This window comes from Sphingobacterium athyrii, from assembly GCF_003071065.1.
Taxonomy (GTDB): domain Bacteria; phylum Bacteroidota; class Bacteroidia; order Sphingobacteriales; family Sphingobacteriaceae; genus Sphingobacterium; species Sphingobacterium athyrii.
Window position 1 is genome coordinate 129,388 of record NZ_QCXX01000008.1, and the last position, 24,806, is coordinate 154,193.

The following is a 24,806-nucleotide window of genomic DNA, read 5'->3' on the forward strand; positions in this document are numbered from 1 at the left end:
AGCAGTTTTTTATCTATTTTTAAGTTCGATATCCAATTGCAGTTATTATTAACAGCCTAGAACGGATCAATTATAAAAAAACTAATCCAACCAACATGAAAGAACAGAATTCATCAAGGCGTGATTTCATTAAAAAATCAGTGGTAGGCGCTGCTGCATTTTCTATTGTACCACGTTTTGTACTTGGAGGCCAGGGCTATCTTGCTCCAAGTGATCATCTAACCAAAGGAGTAATTGGCGTCGGCAATATGGGCCGTGGACACTTCGGCTATGCCGGAACAAAGACAGTTGCCATCTGCGATGTTGACACAACCCATCTTGCAGCTGCGCAAAAGGACTTGGGTGGTGGTATCAAGGAATATCATGATTTCAGAGATCTTATTAAATCTCCGGAAGTAGACATCGTTCACATTGCTACTCCACCACATTGGCATGGTCTTATGTCTATTGAAGCTGCCAAGGCCGGAAAAGACATCTGGTGTGAAAAACCGATGACACGTACAATCGGCGAAGGTAAGAAAGTTAAGGAAGCCATCGCACAACATGGAAATATGTTCCGTTTAAATACCTGGTTTCGCTTCAAAGATGATTTTTATGGAATGAATGTACCTGTCAGTAAAATCAAAAAACTAGTAGATACAGGCATGCTGGGCTGGCCATTGAAAGTGACAATAAGCAAGCACACAGGATTTGACTGGAAATTCTATTGGGTGGGAAAAGAAAACCTACCCGAAGAACAAGTTCCGGCTGAGCTGGATTACGAATTTTGGCTAGGGCCCGCTCCTTATAAGCCATATAACAAACATCGTACACACACCACTTTTAGAGGATATTGGGATTATGATGGTGGTGGATTAGGTGATATGGGACAACATTACATGGATCCCGTGCAATATTTCCTCGGTAAGGACAACGAAAGCCCGGTGACCGTTGATGTCGACGCGCCACAGCAACACCCAGATGCGGTTGGTACATGGAGACGCATTACCTTTACTTATGCGGATGGTTGCCAGATCATTTTAGATGGTGAGGCCAAAGACGAAAAAGCGGCATATATCGAAGGTCCAAAAGGTAAATTATATAAAGGATTTGCTTCGGATATCCCAGACCTGGAAAGAAAACTTGCGCAATACCCTGAACCGGCACCGCAGATCACCGACTTTTTAGAATCTGTCCGGACACGTGAAAAGTTCGCACTAAATGAATTAAATGGGCACCGCTCCTGTACTTTGGTTAATATGGGTCTAGCGGCTTTACGCCTCAACCGTTCATTGAAATACGATTCTCAGAATGAGCAGTTTATTGACGATGACGCGGCAAACCGTTTAATTCATCAACCCATGAGAGGTCCTTGGTCCATCTAACAATTATAATCCGATGAAACATCATATACTTAAAAAGCGTCACTACAAAAGATGGATAGAAAAAGTCATTGTGCTTCATACCGATAAAAGATAAATAATCTCAATGAAACCTTCATGATTTATTCAATTACATAGGGAAATGAGTAAATCCGATAGCTTCATCACAATTGAATCCGCCGAAGGCAGCATAAATGCCTTAGAGGGAAAATTGACTAATGAATAAACAGATTTAAACGGATGAAAAAGATATTTAATTCGCTGGCCGTATTGCTTCTTATCTCAAGCGCTTCATACGCCCAGCAACCACAAAATAGAACCACAGCTACCAAAATAGCTGATGTGTTAGCTCAACAGCCGGCAGAGGAAAAAGAAAAATTCCTGCTCGCCATGCATGAGCTGGAAGGATTCAGTTCGGATGACATCGTTGCTTTTCTTAAAGGCCTAAAAGCACCCGGAAGTAATAATGCACCAATTGAATTTGCTGCGAACAGTTATTCCTTTTATGTCAATCAGCCCGGAAAAGAGCAGCAAAAAAAGATCTTTGTTGAAGGCTTAGCAAAATCCATCACACAACTGAGCGAACCTACAAATCAAGTTTTCGCTTTGCGTTTACTCCGCCAATGTGCGGACAACTCGGCAATCCCTGCTGTCGCAAACTGTTTAACAAACGATTACCTTGCTGATGCAGCTGCAAGAACTTTGGTATCTATCCGTACCAGCGAGTCCGCTGCGGCGCTGGAAAAAGCGCTGGCTGCCTCAACGACTGAAAAAACTGCTATCGCCATCGTTACTGCATTAGGTGACCTAAAAGTAAGCAATGCGGAAAATGCTATTTTAAATTTAACGCAAAAATATAGTTCAGATGCTTTCCAGCGTACCGCACTAATTGCATTGAGCAAAATTGGGGGGACGGCCTCTGCTTCTCTATTTCAGAATAAATTGAATGATGCAGCATATAGCTATGATAAATTTGATGCTGTCGGACTAGGCATTGACTATGCACAGTCATTGATCGACAATAAGCATGACCAAGACGCAGTCAAATTCCTGAATAAATTCTTTCAGGAATCACAAAAAGCAAAATCCATCAACGGACAATTTGCCTCGTTGAAACTATTGGCTGCCATCGATCCAAAAAAGCAACAAAAAAACCTGCTGTCAGCCGTAAAGAGTGATAATGGCGCATACCGTAATCTCGCATTACAATTGCTGGGCAAATATGGCAAAGGCAGTGATGCCAAAAGCCTGCTCGCTTTAGCGAGTAAAGGTACTCCAGAAGTACAGGAAAGTGTACTAAATTACCTTGCACATAACGGATCCGCAAGCAGTTTAACAGCAATCCAGGCATTAGTCGGCAAAACGACTTCGCCAGTTACAAAATTAGCGGGATTAAGCGCGATCAACACACTTTCACAAGGAAAAGAGACCAATACCCTAATACAGGCTTTTGATGCGGACCAAGAATTCAATAATTCTGTTAAGGCGCTCATCCTTTCCTCCAAGGACGCCAATGTGATCAATGATGTCAATAACGCGCTCGCCTCTGTCGATGACAGCAAAAAAATTCAGTTACTGGATATATTGAGTAAACGCTCCAATAGCGCTTCGTCAAAAGCAGTATTGGCAATCAAAACAGCAAATCCTTCCGTTGAGGAAGCGATAAATAAAGCGCTGCCTAATGTCGCTCAGGAATCCGATCTCGAAGAACTTTTCAATAGATTGAACAATACAACTGACCCGAAATCTGCTGCTTTACTGCAAAAAGCGATTGTCAATGTCGTCCAATCAAGCCCAAATGCCAACGGACTCACAGGAAAACTAGCTGCAAACATTTCAAAGTCTGCAGCACCGAGCGCCACAAAGTATTTTCCTATTTTTGCCGGACTCGGGGATGATCAATCGTTAAAAGCTGTCGGTAATTATCTAAACAATAGCAATCCAGAACTTAGAGCCGCAGCCATTACATCATTGGCGAGCTGGACATCCGCGAACGCTCTTCCCGAACTGGTAGCATTATCCAGGACGGAAAAAGACCAAAACTTATTCAATACCGTTTATAAAGGATTAATCAAATCCATTTCCTCTTCGACAAATACTACAGATCAGAAAACACTGTTGTTGCGCGACGCTTTTAGTGTTGCAAAAACAGTAGAACAGAAAAAAGCCGCACTTGCCGCCCTGCAGCCAACAGGTACGTATCAAGCTTTTATTTTTGCTGCGGACAAAATGGCTGATCCACAATTAGGCGAAGCTGCTGCGAATACCGCCATGAACATAGCCATGGATAATAAATATTATGGTAGCAAAGTAAGGGAAGTTTTAGAGCAGGTCATAGGTAAATTGTCTGGCAGTGAGAGTGGCTACCTGAAAGAAGCCGTAGTTCGTTACCTTTCTGAAATGCCAATAAAAGAGGGTTATGTATCGCTTTTTAATGGCAAAGACCTGAGTGGCTGGAAAGGATTAGTCGCTGATCCGATCAAACGAGGTAAAATGAATGCCAAAACATTGGCAGCTGAACAAGCCAAAGCTGACGACATCATGCGTAAGGGCTGGTCAGCATCAAATGGCGAAATTGTTTTTAGCGGAAAAGGAGATAACCTGGCAACAATAAAACAATACGGAGATTTCGAGATGTTAGTTGACTGGAAATTGGAGAACTATGGTGGCATAGAGGGTGATGCCGGTATCTATTTGAGAGGTACACCACAAGTTCAGATCTGGGATATTGCCAACACGAGAGTCGGTGCACAAGTCGGTTCAGGAGGATTGTACAATAATCAAAAAAATGAAAGCAAACCGTTAAAAGTGGCTGACAATGCCACGGGCGAATGGAATACGTTCAAAATAAAAATGCAGGGCGAGAATGTCTCTGTTTGGTTAAATGGTCAATTGGTTACCGATAATATTCCGCTTGAAAATTACTGGGATAGAAATCAATCCATTTTTCCTACAGAACAGATTGAACTGCAGGCTCATGGTTCAGTGGTCTACTATAGGGACCTCTTTATCAAAGAATTCCCCAGAAGACAAGTCTTTAAGCTAAGTGACCAAGAGAAAAAAGAAGGATTCGATGTCCTATTTGATGGAACAAATCTCGACAAATGGACTGAAAACAAAGCGTATGTAATCAATGATGAAGGTTACATTTGGGTATATCCCAATGCAAAATTCGGCGGCAACTTATATACAAAAGAAGAATATGCTGATTTTATCTATCGCTTTGACTTCAAATTGACCCCCGGAGCTAACAATGGTGTTGGGATCCGTGCTCCATTAGATGGAGATGCGGCTTATGAAGCTATGGAAATCCAAATACTGGATGACGGTGCAGATGTGTATAAAGACCTAAAACCTTACCAGTACCACGGTTCTATCTATGGTGTGGTAACGGCCAAAAAAGGACATTTAAAACCATTGGGCGAGTGGAATTCCGAAGAAATATATGTAAAGGGCAATCGTGTTAAAGTAACTTTGAATGGCACCGTTATTGTTGATGCAGATATCGCTGAAGCGAGTAAAAATGGAACACTGGACGGAAAACAACACCCCGGTTTAAAACGTAAAAGTGGCCATATTGGTTTCTTGGGCCATGGAACGGAAGTATTCTTCAAAGATATCCGAGTTAAAAAACTCAAATAACTTCTTGAAGTGCAGAAAAAGGGGATAAGGAATCTTATCCCCTTTTTGCTAAAAGACCGGCTTGCTTGACAAGTGAGAAAAATAACAGAATGATTCCAAAAACTTTTATTAAATTAAAGATCTGGGATTCTAATTCAAAATATGATGTTTTATGACTAAAGCCGTAAACCTGTTGATTAACAAAAAATTGGATAGCAAACCTGAAAAGAAAAATCTATTCAATAAACTTTCTATTATAAAATTAATAGCCGAATTAGGATCTGTATCAGTAAACGACATCGTAAAAAACCTTTCGTTAAGCCTTCCAACGGTCAACAGCCTGATTGCTGAACTATTGGAAGACAATATCGTTCGTCAATTTGACAAGGGAGAATCCATCGGTGGTCGCAAACCTAACCTATATAGGCTATGTGACGGGTTGTTTCAAGTACTATGTATAGAACTTCAACGTTTCTCCATTACACTGAGTATTATGGACAATAATCAGAATATTGTTGCTGAAACCGTTGAGCTGGACAATGAGTTATCCCGCAATGCAGATAATCTCCATGACATTACAGCAATTATTGACCAATATTTATTGGAAAAAGCGGTAGATACCGAAAATCTTACCGGACTGATCATTAGTATGCCGGGACTAATCAATGCTGAAGAAGGAACAAATGAAACGTTTTTACATGATGCTTCACAATCTATCACAGCATATTTCGAAGACAAATACAAAAAGCCCGTATACATACTCAATGATGTGAAGGGGGCAGCGTATGCGGAATTGAAATTTGGCTTAGCCAAAAACACCAGGAATAGTCTTATTATATTAATGGATTGGGGAATAGGTCTTGGAATAGTTTCCAATGGCGAAGTTTATCTCGGGCGTGACGGTTACTCGGGCGAGGTAGGGCATATGCCATTCATTGATAACGGCGAATTGTGTTATTGTGGCAAAAGAGGTTGTCTCGAAACAGTGGCTTCCGGAATTGCCTTGGTCAACAATGCAAAGCAGGAGATCGAGAAAGGTGAGCTTACCAAACTCAATGAGTTGCAGAAAGAAGAGTTGGATCACTTAACACCAACCCACGTGATCGAAGCAGCTAATAAAGGTGACCAATTCGCAATAAATCAAATTTCTAAACTGGGCACCAACCTCGGGAAGGCATTTGCCTCCCTGATCCAGCTGCTCAATCCCGAATTAATTGTACTGGGGGGGAAAATAGCCAAAGCCAATGAGTTAATTACAATCCCGATACAACAGGCAATCAATTCATATACAATGGCTATTTTAAAAGAACATTGCGATATCAAAGTATCGAGCCTGAATCTAGACAGTAACACAATCGGTTTGACAAACTATTTTATCACAAAGTATCTGTCTGTCGAATTGCAACAGAAATCCAAAATCTAAAACTGACCTGTACTCAACAATACCAGAGTACAGGCTCTTTCAGTTTTTATACCATTTTCCATTGCCAGCTGTTCCAATTCAGCATTTTCTGCCCCCGGATTAAAAATAATACGCTTTGGTTTGGTCTCCAAAATATAGTTATAATATTCTTTCTGATGCTGCTCGCCAAGATACATGGTCACCGTATCAATATCAGTATGTATGTCGCCTTTCTTTTCAATAGGTACACCGGCCGCTTCTCCACCGCTCAAACCAATATTAACAATATCGTGTCCGTGCTTACGGAGCATATTCGCGGCTTTATTTGAATAGCGCGAAGGATTTGTACTGGCACCTAAGATTAACGTCTTTTTCATCCTTATACTTTTTTGTTCATCAATGATTGATCTTTAAGAACATGCCTATTGTCTTCATTATACCCCGCATCCGGCTATCAACGCCCAAAGTGAAGTTATGCATTCATTTTATTATTGATGAGCATAGAATTATTCATCAATAATAAAGTCACCATGGGTGCTATAAGCATTCTTACGTAAAACAGGCATACCCAAAATTTTATAAAGTTCATCCAATTTCACCAAACTGCCATTTGTAATATTCGAAAGTAAAACGATAACAATATTTCTTTTCAGATCCCGTACATAGATATGACGAAAACCGTGCCACCATCCGGTATGATAAACAATATGGTCGTTTCCATGCTCAAAAGTACGCCATCCATATCCATAGCTAAAAATACCTTTCTTTGCATCAGGGTAACCGCGGTAAGCCGAATCCAACGTCGATTGTTTTAATAAGCGGCCATCACGAAGCGCTAAATCAAAACGGTAAAGGTCTCGTACTGTACTATAAATTCCTTTATCTCCCAACGGTCCGTCCTGAAAATTCTGCACCACGGATCTTCGCCATATCTTATCATGTCCAATGACGTTGGTCGGTATCTTTTCGTATACAGCTTTTGACAGCGCAGCGGTATTGGTCATTCCGGCAACATTGAAAACACTGTCTTTCATATATGTTGCATAATCCTGTTTCGACACCTTCTCGATAATAGCGCCTAAGACCATAAAATTGGAATTATTATAGAAAAACCGTCCGCCGGGAGCGCCGTATCTGTTAGGCTTAAACTCTGTTAGCATTTTCATAACATCCTGATTGGTCATCCCTTTTTTACGGTCGGGCCAATGTTTCTCTGAAAAATAGACATAATTTGGTAGGCCTGACCGATGGGTCAGTAACATTTTGACCGTAATACCGGGGTAAGGAAAATCCGGATAAAAATCATTGATTGTCTGGTCCAGACGTAATTTCCCGGCTTCGACCAATTTCAATGTACCAACAGCAGTTAAAGGTTTAGAGACTGATGCCAATTCAAACTTATCATCAATTTCCAAACTATCACGTTTCAGATAGTTGGCCCAGCCAAATGTATTTTGATATAGAATTTTGCCATCCTTCGCCACCAGCACATTTCCGTTAAATGCAGATCTCGAATGCAGGTTTTTCATAAATGCATCAATATTGGGGTCTGCCTGCTGAGGGTTGTAAATAAGTCTTGTACTATCTATTTTTGCCTGTGCTATTGCCGCTTCTTTTTGTTTTTTCTCTTTTGAACTACAGGCAACTGTAGATGCCAACAAAAGAGCTACCATTCCCTTTAAAAAAAATAATTTCACGTATTGTATCTCCCGGATTTTCTATTTAATGTTATGTTTACCCCTATCTCGAAGGTAAATCTGCGCCTCATCTTCATACGATTTATACATCGCAATGATCTCATGCCCGTTCCATTCTGTGTATTCTTTTTGAATTTCAATAAAGAATCGAGTTTAAAGATAATAATGCTAAAATGAAGATTTTAGTATAAAAAAACGAATTTTTAGCACAAAAAAAGCCACTTTATTCCTAAAGTGGCTAATATTTTATTGGCATCTAAAATCTATGCTAACAACCGAACTGGATTTTCTACCAATGCTTTTAAAGTCTGTAAGAATGCAGCACCTGTTGCGCCATCTACCACTCGGTGGTCACAGCCCAAAGTTACTTTCATTACATTACCCGGAACTACAGCACCATTTTTCACAACCGGAACTGCCTGAATAGCTCCTACTGAAAGAATAGCTCCGTCAGGAGAGTTAATAATAGATGTGAACTCATCTATACCAAACATACCCAAGTTGGAAACGGTGAATGTAGAGCCTTCCCAATCCGCTGGTTGTAATTTCTTAGCTTTCGCTTTTTGCGCAAAATCTTTCACCTCAGCAGAGATGTGAGATAATGATTTACCATCAGCAAAACGCACTACGGGAACTAACAAGCCATCTTCAACAGCCATAGCAACACCGATGTTTGTATGCTCGTTGAAACGGATCTTATCTCCCTGCCAAGAAGAATTCACAGCTGGGTGTTTTTTCAATGCTACTGCGACAGCTTTCACGACGATGTCATTGAAAGAAACCTTTACTGGTGCGATCTCATTAATTTGAGCACGAGCAGCCATGGCATTGTCCATATCGATAGACACTGTCAAATAGAAATGTGGCGCAGTGAACAATGACTCAGCCAAACGGCGCGCAATTGTCTTACGCATTTGGTTGACCGGTTTTTCTGTATAGCGTTCTTCACCAACATAGGTAGGTAAAGTAATTGCTTTTGTTTCTGTAGCCGGAGCTGCTGCTGCTGTTTCAGCTGGTTTCGCTGCAGTCGGAACAAAGGACTCAACATCTTTTTTCACGATACGACCACCATCTGCTGACCCTTTGATATCACTCAAATTGATTCCTTTTTCCTTCGCAATCTTACGTGCCAAAGGGGACGCTTTCACACGGGAATCATCGTTTGAAGCAGCTGCAACCGGTGCAGCAGTTGCTGCTGGAGCTGAATCAGCTTTAGGAGCTTCTGCAGATTCCGCTTTCGCAGGAGCAGATTTTTGATTTAATAACGGTGTAATATCAGTTCCGGCAGGACCAACAATAGCAATAATATCATTTACTTTTGCGGCTTCTCCAGCTTCAAGACCAACATACAACAACGTGCCATCAGCATAAGCTGTAACTTCCATAGTCGCTTTATCCGTTTCTACATCAGCGATAGCATCATCCGATTTGATCGTGTCGCCAACTTTGAAATTCCATTGTGCAATGACACCTTCTTTCATGGTATCACTCAATAACGGCATTGTGATCACGGTACATCCCAATTCCTCAGGAGTTACAGTACTAGCCGAAGATTCTGGACCAGAAACTTCTTCTGCTTTTTTTTCTTCTGCTTTTTCCGGTGCTTTTTCAGCTGCAGGAGCATCTCCGCTCAACAATGCCTGAAAATCTTCACCGGGCTCACCCAAAACAGCGATAACAGCATCAATAGCTACTGCTTCACCCTCTTTTGGGCCAATATATAAAAGAGTACCTTCTTGGTATGACTCAAAGTCCATTGTAGCTTTATCTGTTTCAATTTCAGCTACTAAATCACCAGAATTTACTTTATCACCAACTTTTTTGTGCCATTTTGCGATGACCCCCTCGGTCATTGTGTCGCTCATTTTGGGCATTCTTACTACTTCAGCCATTCTGTATTATATTATCAAGTTAAAGAGTATTAATCTAAAATAAATGGATAGTCTTGTTGTACATAGACATCTTTGTACAATTCGTCAGCATCTGGGTATGGAGATTCCTCCGCAAATTTTACAGACTCTTCGACTACTTTTTTCACGTCAGCTTCAACCTCAGCAAACCAAGCATCATCAGCATATTTGTTTTCCAAAATAGCATGTTTAGTAGCCAATAAAGGATCGCGATCTTTATACGCTTCCAATTCCTCTTTCGTACGATATTTCGCAGGGTCAGACATGGAGTGTCCTTTGTAACGGTAAGTACGGATTTCTAAGAATGTAGGTCCTTCGCCAGCGCGGGCACGTTGAACAGCTTCATCCATTGCGTTGTGTACAGCAACAACATCCATTCCGTCTACAGGAGCTGAAGGCATATCAAAACCTAATCCCATTTTGTAAATGTCTTGCATGTTAGTCGTACGTTGTACAGAAGTACCCATTGCATAACCGTTGTTTTCACAAACGAAGATAACAGGGAGTTTCCATAGCATCGCCATGTTTAATGTTTCGTTGAATGCACCTTGACGTACAGCTCCATCGCCCATATAACAGATGTTTACATTATCTGTACCAAGATATTTCTCAGCAAATGCGATACCAGCACCTAAAGGAATCTGACCACCGACAATACCATGGCCACCCATGAATTTATGTTCTTTAGAAAAGAAGTGCATAGAGCCTCCTTTACCTTTTGAACAACCAGTGATCTTTCCATATAATTCAGCCATACAAGCATTTGCAGAAACGCCTTTAGCCAAAGCGTGGGCGTGATCACGATAAGCAGTGATTAAAGAATCCTCAGGTTTGATTACCGACATCGTTCCAGCGACTACTGCCTCTTGTCCTATGTACAAGTGACAGAAACCACGAATCTTTTGCTGTCCGTAAAGTTGACCTGCTTTTTCTTCAAACTTACGCATAAGTAACATCGACTTATACCACTCCAAATATGTCTCTTTTGTTATAGGTGTTGAACTCATTTCAAAGTTTTGATTTTCTTACAATTCTAGACTACAAATCTAATAATTTTGGATGAATTTTCTTGGTCAAAAATCAATTTTATTTACACTTTAAGACACTTCTAAGACATTTGATTTAAAGTATATAGCATTTTTTAACAAATAAATGAACGGCACAACCAAATAAATCAAAAACTTATGAAAATAAAAAAGCCAAAGGACTTAATAATCATTTGGCTTTATCTTTTTTATAGAAATTGTTCTAGCGAAGTTTTTGAATAAGCTCATTTTCGGTAACCTTCACCTGTTCTCCGCTTTCCATATCCTTGAGCGATAACTGACCAGAAGAAACTTCTTCCTCCCCGACCAATAATACATAAGGAATTCTTTTTCCGTCGGCATAGCTCATTTGCTTTTTTAGCTTCACTGCTGCTGCATACAATTCAACAGCAATATTTTCTTTGCGGAGTTTATTGAGCAAACCCAATGTATAGGTCTCAAGCTGTTTATCAAAATTAATGATCAACAGCTTGGTAGAATCTGCCTTGTTTGCCGGAAATAAATTCAATTCCTCCAGGACGTCATAGATACGGTCGGCTCCAAACGAAACGCCAACACCGGTCAGGTCCTTCAGACCGAACATCCCGGTAAGGTCATCGTAGCGTCCGCCACCACCGATACTGCCCATGGCAACTTCATTTGTCTTCACCTCAAAGATACAGCCCGTATAATAATTCAAGCCTCTCGCCAAGGTAATATCCAGATCAACAATACGGGTCAACAGTGTGGTGTCCCCGCTCAACTTAATAATATAATCGAAGACTTCCTCAATTTCAGCAATGCCTTTTAAACCCACTGAAGAATTCTCCAAGATAGATTTTAACGCTGCAAGTTTCTCCTCATTCGAACCTTCCAATAAGATGATCGGTTTCAACAGATTCAGATCAGCTTCGGTAAATCCTCTTTCCAGCAGTTCCTTATTGACCCCGTCTAATCCGATTTTATCCAACTTGTCAATGGCGACAGTCATATCAACAATAAGCTCCGGCTTTCCGATAATTTCGGCGATACCAGAAAGGATCTTCCGGTTGTTGATTTTAATATTAAAATCTTTCAATCCAAAACGTTCGAAAGCCTCTTGATAAATCAGAATAAATTCAGCTTCATTTAGCAAACTTTCTGAGCCCACCACATCCACATCACATTGGTAAAATTCACGGTAACGGCCTCTTTGAGGACGGTCTGCACGCCAGACAGGCTGAACCTGAAAACGCTTAAATGGTAAGGAGATATCATTTTGATGCATCACAACGTAACGTGCAAAAGGCACCGTCAGATCATATCTTAGCGCTTTTTCACTTATATGCGGGATTAATTTATTTGAATTTTTATCTTGGAGCAGGCTATCTGGAGCTTTTGCCAAATAATCGCCGGAATTAAGGATCTTAAAGATCAATTTATCACCTTCATCACCGTATTTACCTGTTAAGGTTGTTAAATTCTCAAATGAAGGTGTCTGTATTTCATTGTAACCATATTTTTTAAACACAGCTTTCAATGTGTCAAAGATATAATTACGTTTGATCATTTCGGAAGGCGAAAAATCACGGGTTCCTTTCGCCAAAGAAGGTTTTACTGTTGCCATATCCGGCAAAGTTAATAAATTCCTTTAATCTACTTCCAGAATCTTGAGGAATTCACAGGCTTTTTCTGCAGCTAGCTTTTCAGCGGATTTTTTATTGAAATCACGGCCCAGGCCACATACCACCCCATCTACAACAGCCTCCACACTGAACATCTTCGAAGATTCACCTTCTGGATTATCCGTTTGTTGAAATAGGATTTCTTTCCCGGTATGCTGACACCATTCGATCAACCGGCTTTTGAAATTAGTCTCGGTCTGCTCCAGTAGCTGGATATCAACATGTGGTTTAATAATACGGTTTAGGAGAAAGCTTTTTGTAAATACGTAACCTTTGTCGAGATACACCGCACCGATCAGCGCTTCAAATGCATCGCCCAACAACGACCCTTGTTTGTTTGGAAAACTGATCATTCGAGCGTCGAACTGTATCATTTCATTGAACCCTAATTTTCTGGAAAGTTGGTTCAGATTTGCGCGGCTCACAATTTTGGAACGCATCTCCGTGAGGAAGCCTTCGTCTTTATACGGATATTTCTTGAACAACAGTTCGGCAACGACCGAGCCTAAAACAGCATCACCCAAGAATTCCAGACGCTCGTTACTGTTTTTAGCCCCTTCTTTGATTGTTACTGCAACAGACTTATGTCTAAATGCCATCTTGTACAAATGCACATTCCCGGGAATAAAACCTAGTAGGTTTTTTAGTTTTCTAACATATTCCCGATCCGGCGAAATATATAACTTGTATATCCTTGAAAAAGGCATCTCATCTAAAAATAAGGCGACAAGTTCTAATTAAAGAACCTGTCGCTAGCTCATATTACCAAACCATGTTTGAAGGATCAAACATTAAGCTTTATATTTTTTTACAATCACAGTAGCATTGTGGCCACCGAACCCAAAGGTGTTACTCAACGCTGCATTAACAATACGTTTTTGCGCTTTGTTGAATGTAAAATTCAGTTTATTATCAATTTCCGGATCATCTGTGAAGTGATTGATTGTCGGTGGGACAATGTCATTTTGCACAGCTAAGATCGAAGCGATTGTTTCTATCGCCCCAGCAGCACCCAAAAGGTGTCCAGTCATTGATTTTGTTGAACTGATATTCAATTTATATGCGTGTTCACCAAACAGGTCAACAATAGCCTTCGTTTCACTGATATCACCGACCGGTGTAGAAGTTCCATGAACATTGATATAATCAATATCTGAAAAATCCATCTCTGCATCGTTGACAGCCATCGTCATTGCCAATTTAGCGCCCAAACCTTCAGGATGCGAGGCTGTGATATGATGTGCATCCGCACTCATGCCACCACCGGCAATCTCTGCATAGATTTTTGCACCGCGTGCTAAGGCATGCTCTAAACTTTCTAAGATCAAGGCACCCGAACCTTCACCCGAAACAAAACCATCCCTGTCTTTATCAAAAGGACGGGAAGCAGTTTTGGGATCATCATTTCTTGTTGACAATGCATGCATAGCGTTAAATCCGCCGATTCCAGCTTCATTGACCGTCGCTTCTGATCCACCGGTAACAATCACATCTGCTTTTCCCATACGAATATAGTTAAAAGCATCAATCATTGCGTTGGTGGCAGAGGCACAGGCCGATACTGCCGAAAAGTTAGGACCGCGAAGGCCATGACGCATTGAAATATGTCCTGGAGCAATATCAACGAGCATCTTAGGAATAAAGAAAGGATTGAAACGTGGTGTTCCATCCCCTTTTGCAAAGTTGGCAACTTCTTCTGTAAAAGTTGTCAGACCGCCTATTCCTGAGCCCCAGATTACTCCGATACGATTTGTATCTAATTTTTCAAAATCTAAGCCAGCATCTTTAATTGCCTCATCAGTAGACGCAATTGCATACTGTACAAAAGGATCGACTTTACGAGCTTCCTTACGATCCATAAAATCATGTGGATCAAACCCCTTTACCTCACACGCAAACTGAGTTTTGAATTTTGACGCATCAAAATGCGTAATAGGAGCAGCTCCGCTTACACCATTTATTAATGCCTCCCAGTATTCTGAGACGGTATTACCAATTGGTGTAAGGGCGCCTAATCCTGTTACTACTACTCTTTTAAGCTCCATTTATTACGATTAGCCTAATTAAATTAGTTAGTTAACGTTTTTTTCTAAATAAGCGATTGCTTGACCAACAGTACCGATAGTCTCTGCTTGATCATCAGGAATAGCAACGTTGAATTCTTTTTCAAACTCCATGATCAACTCAACAGTGTCAAGTGAATCAGCACCTAAATCATTAGTGAATGAAGCTTCTGGTGTTACTTCGTTTTCGTCTACACCTAATTTTTCAACGATAATTGCTTTTACTCTTGAAGCGATATCTGACATGATTTTATAGTTTAATTGTTTAATAAATCTGTGCAAAGAAAAATAAATTTCATCAAAATTCAAACCTAAATTGATATTTAGATGAAAGTCACCATGTTAGGCGACCGAACTTATTCGCGTCTTATACTAGCTAACCCACTCTATATTAACTTAGTTCAAGTATAACAAAAAATATTTTGTATTCCAAACGCTCAGCTAATTAACTCAAATTTTACACAAAAAGTATATTCCCACCTTAAAATTATTAGTACCTTCGTTAGCATAAGAACATATATTTTAGAAAAAAAGTGGTCAATAAGTTAGTAGCAAGGTTAGACATGGACATGGATGAAGAGTTAGATTTCACCCTACTCGCCATCACCTGCCCGCTGAAAGATTACCGTCTCTGTCACTTTATCAACAAAGTGACAAATCTGGATTTTTCCAGAGGCAAAGAGAGCAAATATGATCATGATGGCCGTCCAAAAAATAAATCCGAAGAAGAGCTTGAATATCATATCATCTTTGATGCAAAGAAAAAAATAAGCTACCACTTCACCGCTTTTCATTACCTCAGTCCCGATTCGGACACAGAATATTTTCTCATCAACAATAAAAGTATCGAGGGAACCTTTTTAATCCCCGAAAATCCCCATTTTGATTTCTTCGTCATCATCAAAAATTACATCTGTGAAGAAGATGTTGAACATATAATCAAAAGGATCAGCAAATTACCCGAAGTAGTCATAGCGAAAGAAATATCACCAAAAATATTGAAATCTAAAGAAAATCTCATATTTTAGCAGACTGTAGGTTAGTGTAGCAAATACACCTAACTGTAAATCTAAATTAATTCGATTTAGTTTTGACAAAACGACAACAATACAGCAAGCTGTTTGTTGTCATAAATGAAGAACATTAAAAAATACAAAATAACAGATGGAAAAAGTTCAAAAAAGGACTAAAATTGTCGCAACATTAGGCCCTGCTTCGGCAGACAAACAAGTTTTGACCAACATGATTGCCAAAGGGGTTGATGTGTGTCGGTTGAATTTCTCTCATGGCAGCCAGGCAGATCACCTTAAGGTAATCGAAACTATAAATGCAATAAATAATGAAACCGGATTCAATGTTGCCATCTTAGCTGACTTACAAGGTCCAAAGATTCGGATCGGAAAAATGAAAGAAGGTGGTGCTGTTCTCGTCAATGGTTCAAAAGTTGAAATCACCACACACGAACTCATTGGAGATGAAAACAGAATCTATATTACATACGAAAACTTTCCAAACGATGTTGAAGCAAACGAAATCATATTACTTGATGACGGAAAACTTCAACTTCGTGTTTTAGAGACCAACCATAAAGACACCGTAACTTGTGAAGTCGTGCATGGAGGTGTCCTTACTTCACGTAAAGGTGTCAACCTGCCAAACACCAAAGTATCTATCCCTTCATTGACTGGGGAAGATTTGGATAACTTAAACTTTGCATTGGATCACGGTGCTGACTGGATTGCCATGTCATTCGTTCGTTCGGCAGAAGATATCGCACAATGCAAAAAAATCATTGCTGAAAAAGGAAGTCATGCGCGCGTAATCGCCAAAGTAGAGAAACCAGAAGCGATCGAAAACATTGATGCTATCATCGAAGCTACTGACGCTGTCATGGTCGCTCGTGGAGACCTTGGTGTTGAACTTCCCATGGAAGAGGTACCGGGACTTCAAAAGATCATTGTCCAAAAATGTAGAGACCTTTCAAAACCTGTAATTATCGCTACTCAAATGTTAGAAAGCATGATTACTACACCTCGTCCTACCCGTGCTGAAGTAAACGATGTTGCCAATTCAGTATTGGATGGGGCAGATGCAGTGATGTTAAGTGGAGAGACTTCAGTTGGCGAATTTCCGGAGATCGTAATCGAAACAATGAGTAAGATTATTATCCACGTGGAACAAACTTCTTATCCTTATTATAATGAGAAAGTTAGTGAGATACACGACGGAACGCTTATTCCGGACGCAATTTGTGCCTCTTCAGTTTATCTGGCTCAAAAAACAAATGCCTCAGCAATTGCCGTGTTGACATCTTCCGGCGCAACAGCATTTGAAATTACAAGTTACAGACCAAATGTAGACATCTTGGTATTTACAGGTACACAGACATTATTGAGACAATTGAGCTTGCTTTGGGGCGTAAAAACATTCATTTACGACAAATTCGAAAGTACAGATGGTTCTATCCATGATGTCAATAGATTTATCGTCAAAAACAACTACGTTACACCAGGATCAATTATCATTAACACAGCCTCTACACCGTTAATTGAAAAAGGTAAAACAAATACAATCCGTGTTTCTCAGCTGTAAGAAATAGGATCAAAAAAAGAAAGGCATTCGCGGTAAAACGAATGCCTTTCTTTTTTATTTTTTGGGATAGAGCGAATCTATCTTAAATTTGAAATCTTTCACTTTTAAACTATCTTCCAATAGCTTAAACCTTAATGAGTCACGCTGTGATTTTTTTCTCTTGGGTATTTTTTCTGTCCCCGGCATAGGCGATAGACTATCCAGCTTTTTGAATTTCTGAACGGGCATATTATACTTCGCTGAAGCCGTATCTAATCCCAGAACGGGCATCTTGGAGTGTTTATCCTGTAATAAAGGACGATACTCTTTTTGCTTAATTTGGCCAAAGGCAATTCCCACCGTAAAAGATAATGCCAATGATAATACGTAAGCTTTCATAACATAATCTATTTTAACTTCTAATTTACAACAACATAACCAAGATTTAAAGCAATCGCTGTTAAACATTGTTAAAACAGCTTCAAAACAAGTTAGCATCTTTATATTTGTAACAATACAAGTAAAGTGGAAGATGGAAGGCAAGAAAATATAATTTAATGAAGAAAAATAGTATTGTATTAATCATTGGACTAATGTCTTTGGCGCTAATCGGGGTATTGGCCATGCAATTCTATTTCCTGCGGGATTCCTATCGTCAAAAATCACAGCTTTTTGATGAATCTGTCAATGCCGCGCTTACGGCTGTCGCAGGGAAACTCGAACGCCGTGAGGTCGTGGATTTCGCGAAAGTACAACAGGAGCGTAATATCGAAAAATCCAAGCAAGAACAAGCGAAACAACGTCAGTTAACTGAACAGCTTAGGCTCCAAACTCAAATTGAAGAACTCCGTGGCAAATTAGATCAGGTCTATCAAAAATATAAAGTACGAGAAGACAAATTAAAGGCACTTTATCCCAATGTAGTCAATATCGAAAACTGGTTTTACGAAACCTATATCAGAAGACCACAATACCAGGATCTCGTTGAGATTAATATTATCAAAACCCCAACAAATAGCATGTATTATCAGGAAGACGTCATTGTGTCAGCAACAAAGACTATTCCGCGTATAGAAGCAAAGGATGATAGCACTCGATTTTTGATTATCCATTTTGACGATTACAAAAGATTGATAGGAAGAGATTTATTTGTCCTCCCCCCAAGATCAGATCCAAAATTAGCCCGGAAGATTTTCGAACTTGAAACAAAATTAAATAAATTATCCCGGCAAAATGCCCGGTATGAATTCAATGTCTACGACTCCGTTGCCATGCTCGGCGGTAAAAAGGCTGATTACATCGAAGATGTCGCTATCGGGATGGAGCTGGCCAAAAGACCGCTAAAAGACCGGTTAAACGTTATTATTGTTCAGGAACTCCTAAAAGAAGAACTGGCACAACGTGATATCAAAGCGCCGTTTAATATCGAAATATGGAGCACAAGCAACATCTTGCTGAACAATATCCTAAATGAAGCCGAATTAAACAGCCCTAAAAATACCACAAAGTACTCAACTGCTCTTTTTAAGGGTGACATCGGTGCTGCGCCGGGAAAACTGACAATATATTTTCCGAATAAAAAAGCGATTATTGCGGACAACATGGGCTATTTATTACTGCCCATGCTCGCGCTCCTGTTTCTACTGGTCGGATGTTTTGCGTATACGCTTATTATTATCTTCAGGCAAAAGAAAGTATCTGAAATGAAAACCGACTTCATAAACAACATGACACATGAGTTTAAAACTCCCGTGGCTACGATTATGATCGCCAGCGAATCACTCAAGGATCCGGACATCAATGCAGACCATAAACGTGTACAGAAATTGGCCAATATCATTTACGACGAGAATGTTCGTCTCGGAAATCATATTGAACGGGTACTGGATTTGGCAAAACTGGAGAAAGAAACCTTAAAACTCGACCGTGAAGATGTGCATATCAACGACCTTGTTGCCGCTGTTACCGACAGTATGCAGCTTCGGATGCAGAACATCGGCGGACAGTTCAGTGTTGACCTAGCGGCGACAAAAGATCTTGTTGTCGGGGATGAACTGCATTTTTCAAATGTTTTTTACAATCTACTGGATAATGCGATCAAATACAATAAAGGAGATCTACATGTCAATATCAATTCCAAAAATGTCGGCGACAACATCGTTATCACCATTGCTGACAATGGAATCGGGATGAGCCGGGACCACCTTCAAAAGATATTCGATCAGTTTTATCGCATTCCTACTGGAAATGTCCACAATGTAAAAGGTTTTGGCCTAGGCCTCAGTTATGTCCAGGATATATTGAGAAGGCTCAATGGAAGGATCACCGTAAAAAGTGAGAAAGATAAGGGCACAACCTTTGAGGTAATTTTGCCCATAAAAAAATAACACGTTCCTTTTTTGTATATTCAGGGAACATTAGTGAAAATTAATAGATTCATTATGCAAAAGATATTATTAGCAGAAGATGATCCCAATTTGGGGGATCTTTTAAAGGATTATCTCGAATTAAAGGGAAAATTTGACGTTACGCTCTGTATAGATGGGGACGAAGCCATTTCCCAATTCAAAAAAAATGATTACGACTTATGCATTTTCGATGTCATGATGCCTAAAAAAGACGGTTTTACCGTAGGCCGTGAAATCAGAAAAACAAATAGCACTGTACCGATCATCTTCGCCACCGCAAAGGGGATGATGGAAGACAAGACTGAGGCATTTGAATTAGGTGGAGATGATTATATTACCAAGCCGTTCCGTGTTGAGGAGTTACTGCTTCGGATTAATGCCCTTCTGAAACGTAGTGTTAGAGACAAAGAAGATGAAGTGGTTGCAGACAAATTTGAAATTGGAGATTACTTCTTTGATTATACAAGTCAGCAGATCTCCTACAAGGGTCAAACGCAAAAATTATCAACAAAAGAGGCCGAGTTGCTCCGTCTGCTCTGTTTAAAAAAGAATGATGTATTGACCCGTGAAGAAGCCTTATTAAAAATATGGCATGACGACAATTATTTCACCGGCAGAAGTATGGATGTATTTCTCAGCAAACTTCGCAAATATCTAAAAGAAGATAACAAGGTAGAAATTGTCAATGTGCACGGGAAAGGGTACAAACTTCTGGTAAGCTAAAAACATAGCGGGTGAGATTCCATTGAACAATTTCACCCTGCTTTCCAATGAAAAGAAAGAAATAAAACTTTTCTATCCTTAGTAGATTATAAAAAATAGATGCACTTTTATAAAAAATTTGCATGTCAAAAAAAAATGTACTAACTTAGCGTCGCTTATAGAGAAAGGCAGAGGGAATAGACCCGATGAAGCCTTAGCAACCTGTCCCTTGACAAGGTGCTAAATTCTACCCTACTTGATATGGGAATGATAAGCCGAAGTCACCGAATTCTAGTGTGTCCTTCTCTCTAGCAAGAAATATAGTTGTAAAGAAATATTAAAAACATTATTATGTTATTGACTAACAATTTAGGTTACCCTCGTGTGGGCGCGTTCCGCGAATTGAAAAAAGCCAATGAGGCCTATTGGGCTAAAAAATCTTCTGTTGAGGAATTATTGGACACAGCAAAAAAAATTCGTGAAGGCAATTGGAAAACACAAAAAGATGCTGGAATAGATTTGATCCCTTCCAATGACTTCTCTTTTTACGATCAAGTATTGGATTTAACCCTTACTGTTGGTGCTATTCCTGCTCGTTATCATTCTTTATTGAATAAAGTTGATAACAACTACAGCTTAGACTTATATTTTGCTATGGCCCGCGGTTTCCAGCAAGAAGGAATTGACGTGACTGCAATGGAAATGACCAAGTGGTTGGATACCAATTACCACTATATGGTTCCCGAATTCACAAAGGATCAAGAGTTCAAATTGACTTCCGAAAAATTCTTAAATGAATACAACGAAGCAAAATCATTGGGTATTGAGACAAAACCAGTTTTACTTGGCCCAATCACTTACCTTTTGATCGGTAAAGAAAAAGAAGCTGGTTTCGACCGTATCGACCTATTGGACAAATTGGTTCCGGTATATGAGCAAATCCTGGCTAAATTGGCAGAAGCTGGTGCACAATATGTTCAGATTGACGAGCCTTTCTTGGCTTTGGATCTAGACGAAAAAGTAAAAGCATTATACCAACCTACTTTTGAGAAATTAGCTGCTGCTGCCAAAAACATCAAATTAATCGCTACGACTTACTTCGAAGCATTAAAAGACAACGAAGATATCGCGGTTAACTTACCGATCCATGCATTACATTTGGATTTAGTACGCGGTGAAAACCAATTGGATACAGTTTTGGCTAAAGTTCCTGCTTCATTGACATTATCATTGGGTATTGTTGAAGGCCGTAACATCTGGAAAAACGATTACGAAAAATCATTGGTTAAAATCAAACAAGCGGTTGATGCATTAGGAAAAGACCGCGTTTGGGTTGCCCCTTCTTCATCATTATTGCACGTTCCTTTTGATTTGGACAATGAGCACAATGAGCAATCATTGCCTGCTGAAGTTAAAAACTGGTTAGCATTCGCAAAACAGAAGTTAGCAGAGGTAAAAGATCTAGCGATCTTAGCTGACGGTGAGGTTGATGCAGAAACGACAAAACGTTTTGAAGCAAACAAAGCTGCTGCTGAAAGCCGTCGTACTTCTCCATTGATCCACAAACCAGAAGTTAAAACACGTACGAGCAATATCACTGATGATGATGCAAAACGTACATCAGTATTTGCTGACCGTAAAGCAGCACAACAAGCGAAGTTCAACTTGCCAGCATTCCCTACAACAACGATCGGTTCATTCCCACAAACGAAAGATGTACGTAAATGGAGAGCTGATTTGAAAAAAGGAGCGATTACACAAGAAGAATACGATAAAGCAATTGCCGAAGAAACCGAAAACACAATCCGTCTTCAAGAACAATTGGATATCGACGTATTGGTTCACGGCGAGTTCGAACGCAATGACATGGTTGAATACTTCGGTGAGCAATTGGCGGGATATGCATTCACTCAGAACGGTTGGGTACAATCCTACGGTTCCCGTTGTGTGAAACCTCCAATTATCTACGGAGATGTTTATCGTCCACAAGACATGACTGTACGTTGGTCTTCTTACGCTCAATCATTGACTAACCGTCCGGTTAAAGGGATGTTAACTGGTCCAGTTACCATCTTACAATGGTCTTTCGTACGTAACGATCAACCACGTTCGACAACAACTTACCAAATCGCATTGGCCATCCTGGATGAAGTACAAGCTTTGGAAAAAGCAGGAATCAAAATCATCCAGATTGATGAACCAGCAATCCGTGAAGGCTTACCATTACGCAAAGCTGATCAAAAAGATTACTTGAACTGGGCAGTTCGTGCTTTCCGTGTATCTTCATCCAATGTAGAGGATGATACACAGATCCACACACACATGTGTTACTCTGAGTTCAACAATGTGATCGAAGATATCGCAGCAATGGATGCAGACGTAATCACAATTGAGACTTCCCGTTCACAAATGAAATTATTGAATGCATTTGCCGGTGATTTCAAATACCCGAACGATATCGGTCCAGGTGTATATGATATTCACTCACCACGTGTACCAAGCAAAGATGAGATGGTAGACTTATTGCGCAAAGCAAAAGCAGTAGTTCCTGCGGAGCAACTTTGGGTTAACCCAGACTGTGGCTTGAAGACACGCGCTTGGCCTGAAACTAAAGCTGCTTTAGAATCAATGGTTGATGCTGCGAAAATCTTAAGAGCAGAATAATTCTTAAACTATATTGATAAGAGCCCAAGATGAGAATTCATCTTGGGCTTATTTTTTTGAGTATTTTATCCGAAATCAAGCATCTTCGTCAGTTATTTACCTCGCTTTTTGATTGTCTTGGTCATTTCCTGTTTTCCTTTAATCCGATCTTCGACAGACTTTATGACCGTGGACAGATCGCTGTCCAGGTTATCCAACTTAGCCATTTTGAGGATTTTTAAAGCCTTTTTGTATTTCTTTAATTTCTCAAGCAGCAACACCTTCTTAATCCAGATCACTGTCAGGGACATCCCGGGCAATGTCAATGCATATTTGATGGTTTTCTTTGCTGCTTCGTAATCGCCCATGTCGATCAAGGTCTGTATAAAATAGGGGTACACTTCCAAAGCATGCACATTATGGCTTAAAGCCTCCTGAAAATATTTCTTTGCCTGCTCATAATCAAAAAGTTGCTCCGCATAAACCCTACCCATTAAACACAACGCCATGGTATTGGATTCATCGTATGACAAGGCATAGGATAAGGATTCTAACGTATCCTCCAGATAATATGGATAATTATCCAGAGCCTGAAGGACATATTTATTCACTGAATTCATTGTTTTTTTTCAACATTACATGAGTATTAGACCTCCTGCGACTACGACCAGCCACACAGATGTCATTTCCTTTATCGGTTAGATCATCTCAAATGATCTCCTGGCGACACATACATCACGATCCGATGCTGTATTCAAGCGCCGAAAATTGGTCCGGAAAAGAAGATTAGGAGAGTGCGGTATTCCGGAGAATATGCCCAAGACTCTTCTTTGAGGACGAAGCTGGGGTTTTTAGTATAGCAAACATATTCTTCCGTTTTTTTATTTTATATTAATACCTGATTGTGTTGCAAAGATTCAAAATATTTATCAGATTAAAAAATATTTGATTATTAACAACTTACAAACATGTTATATCATTGGCATATTATTGTCATATCGTTTTTTTTAAAATCAACACCGTTTTAGCCATTTTCGTGTCATGGAAAGTCAAACAGTAAATCAACTCATCAAACAATCTAGAAAGCGCAAAGGACTGACACAACAGGATCTCGCCAATCAAGCCGGCCTATCTTTAAGAACAGTACAACGAATCGAAAAGGGGACTGAAGAGATCAGTGGTTTCAGTTTAAGACAAATCAGTCAGATTTTAGAAATTCCTTTAGAACATTTAATTATGCCAAATGTAAATCAAATCAGTATCGACAAAAACCAAAGTGGAAGCATAAAGGCTCTTTATCTGGCTTCTCTAACATTTCTGGTCAACCCCTTATTGGGTTTATTGGTCCCGGCCATTATGGGCTACACGAAGCAGAATAAAGATGCCCAATACAGCAAGCATCTAAAAAAGATCATCATCATACATGCCTCCGGTCTTTTATTTCTCGGAGCCTTTATAGGCTATCTCCTTACAGCAAAATTTTTTCATATTCAACTGCCCTCGTCTTTAAATTATATTTTTACAGGCTGGCTTTTTCTGCTCATCCCAATGTGCTATTATGCCGTAATTATCATCTTCACAGCAGTAAACTATTTTAGAATTAAAGGATCCGATGTAAATTAAAAATAACTAGTATTCAGTTTACTCGAATCAGAATTCACGATAAGAGCAAGCTGAAAATACAGCTATATGAATAGGTTTTATAAAATCAGAAGAACATTTCCCATTAGAGATAAGAG

At 39.8% G+C, this 24,806-nt stretch carries 19 protein-coding genes and 1 riboswitch; of the genes, 9 read left to right on the forward strand and 10 right to left on the reverse strand.

The genetic code is table 11. From position 1 onward, the window contains the following. The first annotated feature begins 95 nt into the window (after nt 1-95). The 3 genes from DCO56_RS23910 (at nt 96) to DCO56_RS23920 (ending at nt 6,405) form a co-directional block, all read left to right on the forward strand. The gene (locus DCO56_RS23910) at nt 96-1,364 is read left to right on the forward strand and encodes a Gfo/Idh/MocA family oxidoreductase (protein WP_108636219.1); all 1,269 of its coding nucleotides are present in this window, start codon (nt 96-98) and stop codon (nt 1,362-1,364) included. A gap of 237 nt (nt 1,365-1,601) precedes the next feature. Further along, the gene (locus DCO56_RS23915) at nt 1,602-5,003 is read left to right on the forward strand and encodes a DUF1080 domain-containing protein (protein ID WP_108636220.1); all 3,402 of its coding nucleotides are present in this window, start codon (nt 1,602-1,604) and stop codon (nt 5,001-5,003) included. A gap of 151 nt (nt 5,004-5,154) precedes the next feature. Further along, nucleotides 5,155-6,405 carry an ROK family protein gene (locus tag DCO56_RS23920; protein WP_108636221.1) on the forward strand — a complete coding sequence of 417 codons (1,251 nt, stop codon included), beginning with the start codon at nt 5,155-5,157 and terminating at the stop codon, nt 6,403-6,405. Here the strand turns inward: DCO56_RS23920 and DCO56_RS23925 are convergent. The 8 genes from DCO56_RS23925 to DCO56_RS23960 form a co-directional block, all read right to left on the reverse strand. Beyond that, the gene (locus tag DCO56_RS23925) at nt 6,402-6,761 is read right to left on the reverse strand and encodes a CoA-binding protein (RefSeq protein ID WP_108636222.1); all 360 of its coding nucleotides are present in this window, start codon (nt 6,759-6,761) and stop codon (nt 6,402-6,404) included. The two genes, DCO56_RS23920 and DCO56_RS23925, sit on opposite strands and share 4 nt — an antisense overlap. 129 nt (nt 6,762-6,890) lie before the next feature. Continuing rightward, nucleotides 6,891-8,081, reverse strand: a complete 1,191-nt coding sequence (locus tag DCO56_RS23930) for a serine hydrolase domain-containing protein (protein WP_108636223.1) — start codon at nt 8,079-8,081, stop codon at nt 6,891-6,893. Between the two features lie 263 nt (nt 8,082-8,344). Continuing rightward, nucleotides 8,345-9,973, reverse strand: a complete 1,629-nt coding sequence (locus DCO56_RS23935) for a 2-oxo acid dehydrogenase subunit E2 (protein ID WP_108636224.1) — start codon at nt 9,971-9,973, stop codon at nt 8,345-8,347. Nucleotides 9,974-10,002: 29 nt separating this feature from the next. Then, nucleotides 10,003-10,998: a pyruvate dehydrogenase (acetyl-transferring) E1 component subunit alpha gene (gene pdhA / locus DCO56_RS23940; protein ID WP_104385230.1), complete on the reverse strand. Its 996-nt coding sequence runs from the start codon at nt 10,996-10,998 to the stop codon at nt 10,003-10,005. A 241-nt stretch (nt 10,999-11,239) separates the two neighbouring features. Further along, a complete protein-coding gene (gene hisS / locus DCO56_RS23945) occupies nt 11,240-12,622 on the reverse strand; it encodes a histidine--tRNA ligase (RefSeq protein WP_108636225.1) in 1,383 nt (460 codons plus the stop codon). A 24-nt stretch (nt 12,623-12,646) separates the two neighbouring features. Then, nucleotides 12,647-13,387, reverse strand: coding sequence for a ribonuclease III (gene rnc, locus DCO56_RS23950; RefSeq protein ID WP_104385232.1), 741 nt, complete (start codon nt 13,385-13,387; stop codon nt 12,647-12,649). 84 nt (nt 13,388-13,471) lie between these two features. Then, on the reverse strand, nt 13,472-14,725 hold the full coding sequence (gene fabF / locus DCO56_RS23955; RefSeq protein WP_104385233.1) for a beta-ketoacyl-ACP synthase II: 1,254 nt from the start codon (nt 14,723-14,725) through the stop codon (nt 13,472-13,474). Nucleotides 14,726-14,752: 27 nt separating this feature from the next. Further along, a complete protein-coding gene (locus tag DCO56_RS23960; RefSeq protein WP_028070665.1) occupies nt 14,753-14,989 on the reverse strand; it encodes an acyl carrier protein in 237 nt (78 codons plus the stop codon). A 287-nt stretch (nt 14,990-15,276) separates the two neighbouring features. Between DCO56_RS23960 and DCO56_RS23965 the strand changes: the two genes are divergently transcribed. Both DCO56_RS23965 and pyk read left to right on the forward strand, forming a co-directional pair. Next, a complete protein-coding gene (locus DCO56_RS23965) occupies nt 15,277-15,771 on the forward strand; it encodes an IPExxxVDY family protein (RefSeq protein ID WP_241254902.1) in 495 nt (164 codons plus the stop codon). Nucleotides 15,772-15,907: 136 nt separating this feature from the next. Beyond that, entirely contained in the window at nt 15,908-17,335 is a 1,428-nt protein-coding gene (pyk, locus tag DCO56_RS23970; RefSeq protein ID WP_108636227.1) for a pyruvate kinase, read from the forward strand. A 54-nt stretch (nt 17,336-17,389) separates the two neighbouring features. Here the strand turns inward: pyk and DCO56_RS23975 are convergent, their stop codons facing one another. Next, nucleotides 17,390-17,713 carry a hypothetical protein gene (locus tag DCO56_RS23975; protein ID WP_108636228.1) on the reverse strand — a complete coding sequence of 108 codons (324 nt, stop codon included), beginning with the start codon at nt 17,711-17,713 and terminating at the stop codon, nt 17,390-17,392. 158 nt (nt 17,714-17,871) lie between these two features. Here DCO56_RS23975 and DCO56_RS23980 point away from each other — a divergent pair, with 158 nt between their 5' ends. The 3 genes from DCO56_RS23980 to metE all read left to right on the forward strand — a co-directional run bounded on the left by DCO56_RS23980 (nt 17,872) and on the right by metE (nt 23,088). Then, the gene (locus DCO56_RS23980) at nt 17,872-19,701 is read left to right on the forward strand and encodes a sensor histidine kinase (RefSeq protein WP_108636229.1); all 1,830 of its coding nucleotides are present in this window, start codon (nt 17,872-17,874) and stop codon (nt 19,699-19,701) included. A gap of 54 nt (nt 19,702-19,755) precedes the next feature. Beyond that, a complete protein-coding gene (locus DCO56_RS23985) occupies nt 19,756-20,445 on the forward strand; it encodes a response regulator transcription factor (protein WP_108636230.1) in 690 nt (229 codons plus the stop codon). A gap of 152 nt (nt 20,446-20,597) precedes the next feature. Further along, nucleotides 20,598-20,701, forward strand: a riboswitch (SAM riboswitch). 74 nt (nt 20,702-20,775) lie between these two features. Continuing rightward, a complete protein-coding gene (gene metE / locus DCO56_RS23990; protein WP_108636231.1) occupies nt 20,776-23,088 on the forward strand; it encodes a 5-methyltetrahydropteroyltriglutamate--homocysteine S-methyltransferase in 2,313 nt (770 codons plus the stop codon). A 92-nt stretch (nt 23,089-23,180) separates the two neighbouring features. On the opposite strand, the gene DCO56_RS23995 is transcribed toward metE, so the two are convergent. Then, a complete protein-coding gene (locus DCO56_RS23995; RefSeq protein ID WP_108636232.1) occupies nt 23,181-23,687 on the reverse strand; it encodes a tetratricopeptide repeat protein in 507 nt (168 codons plus the stop codon). A 421-nt stretch (nt 23,688-24,108) separates the two neighbouring features. Between DCO56_RS23995 and DCO56_RS24000 the strand changes: the two genes are divergently transcribed. Then, the gene (locus DCO56_RS24000; protein ID WP_108636233.1) at nt 24,109-24,690 is read left to right on the forward strand and encodes a helix-turn-helix domain-containing protein; all 582 of its coding nucleotides are present in this window, start codon (nt 24,109-24,111) and stop codon (nt 24,688-24,690) included. Nucleotides 24,691-24,806: the final 116 nt, after the last annotated feature.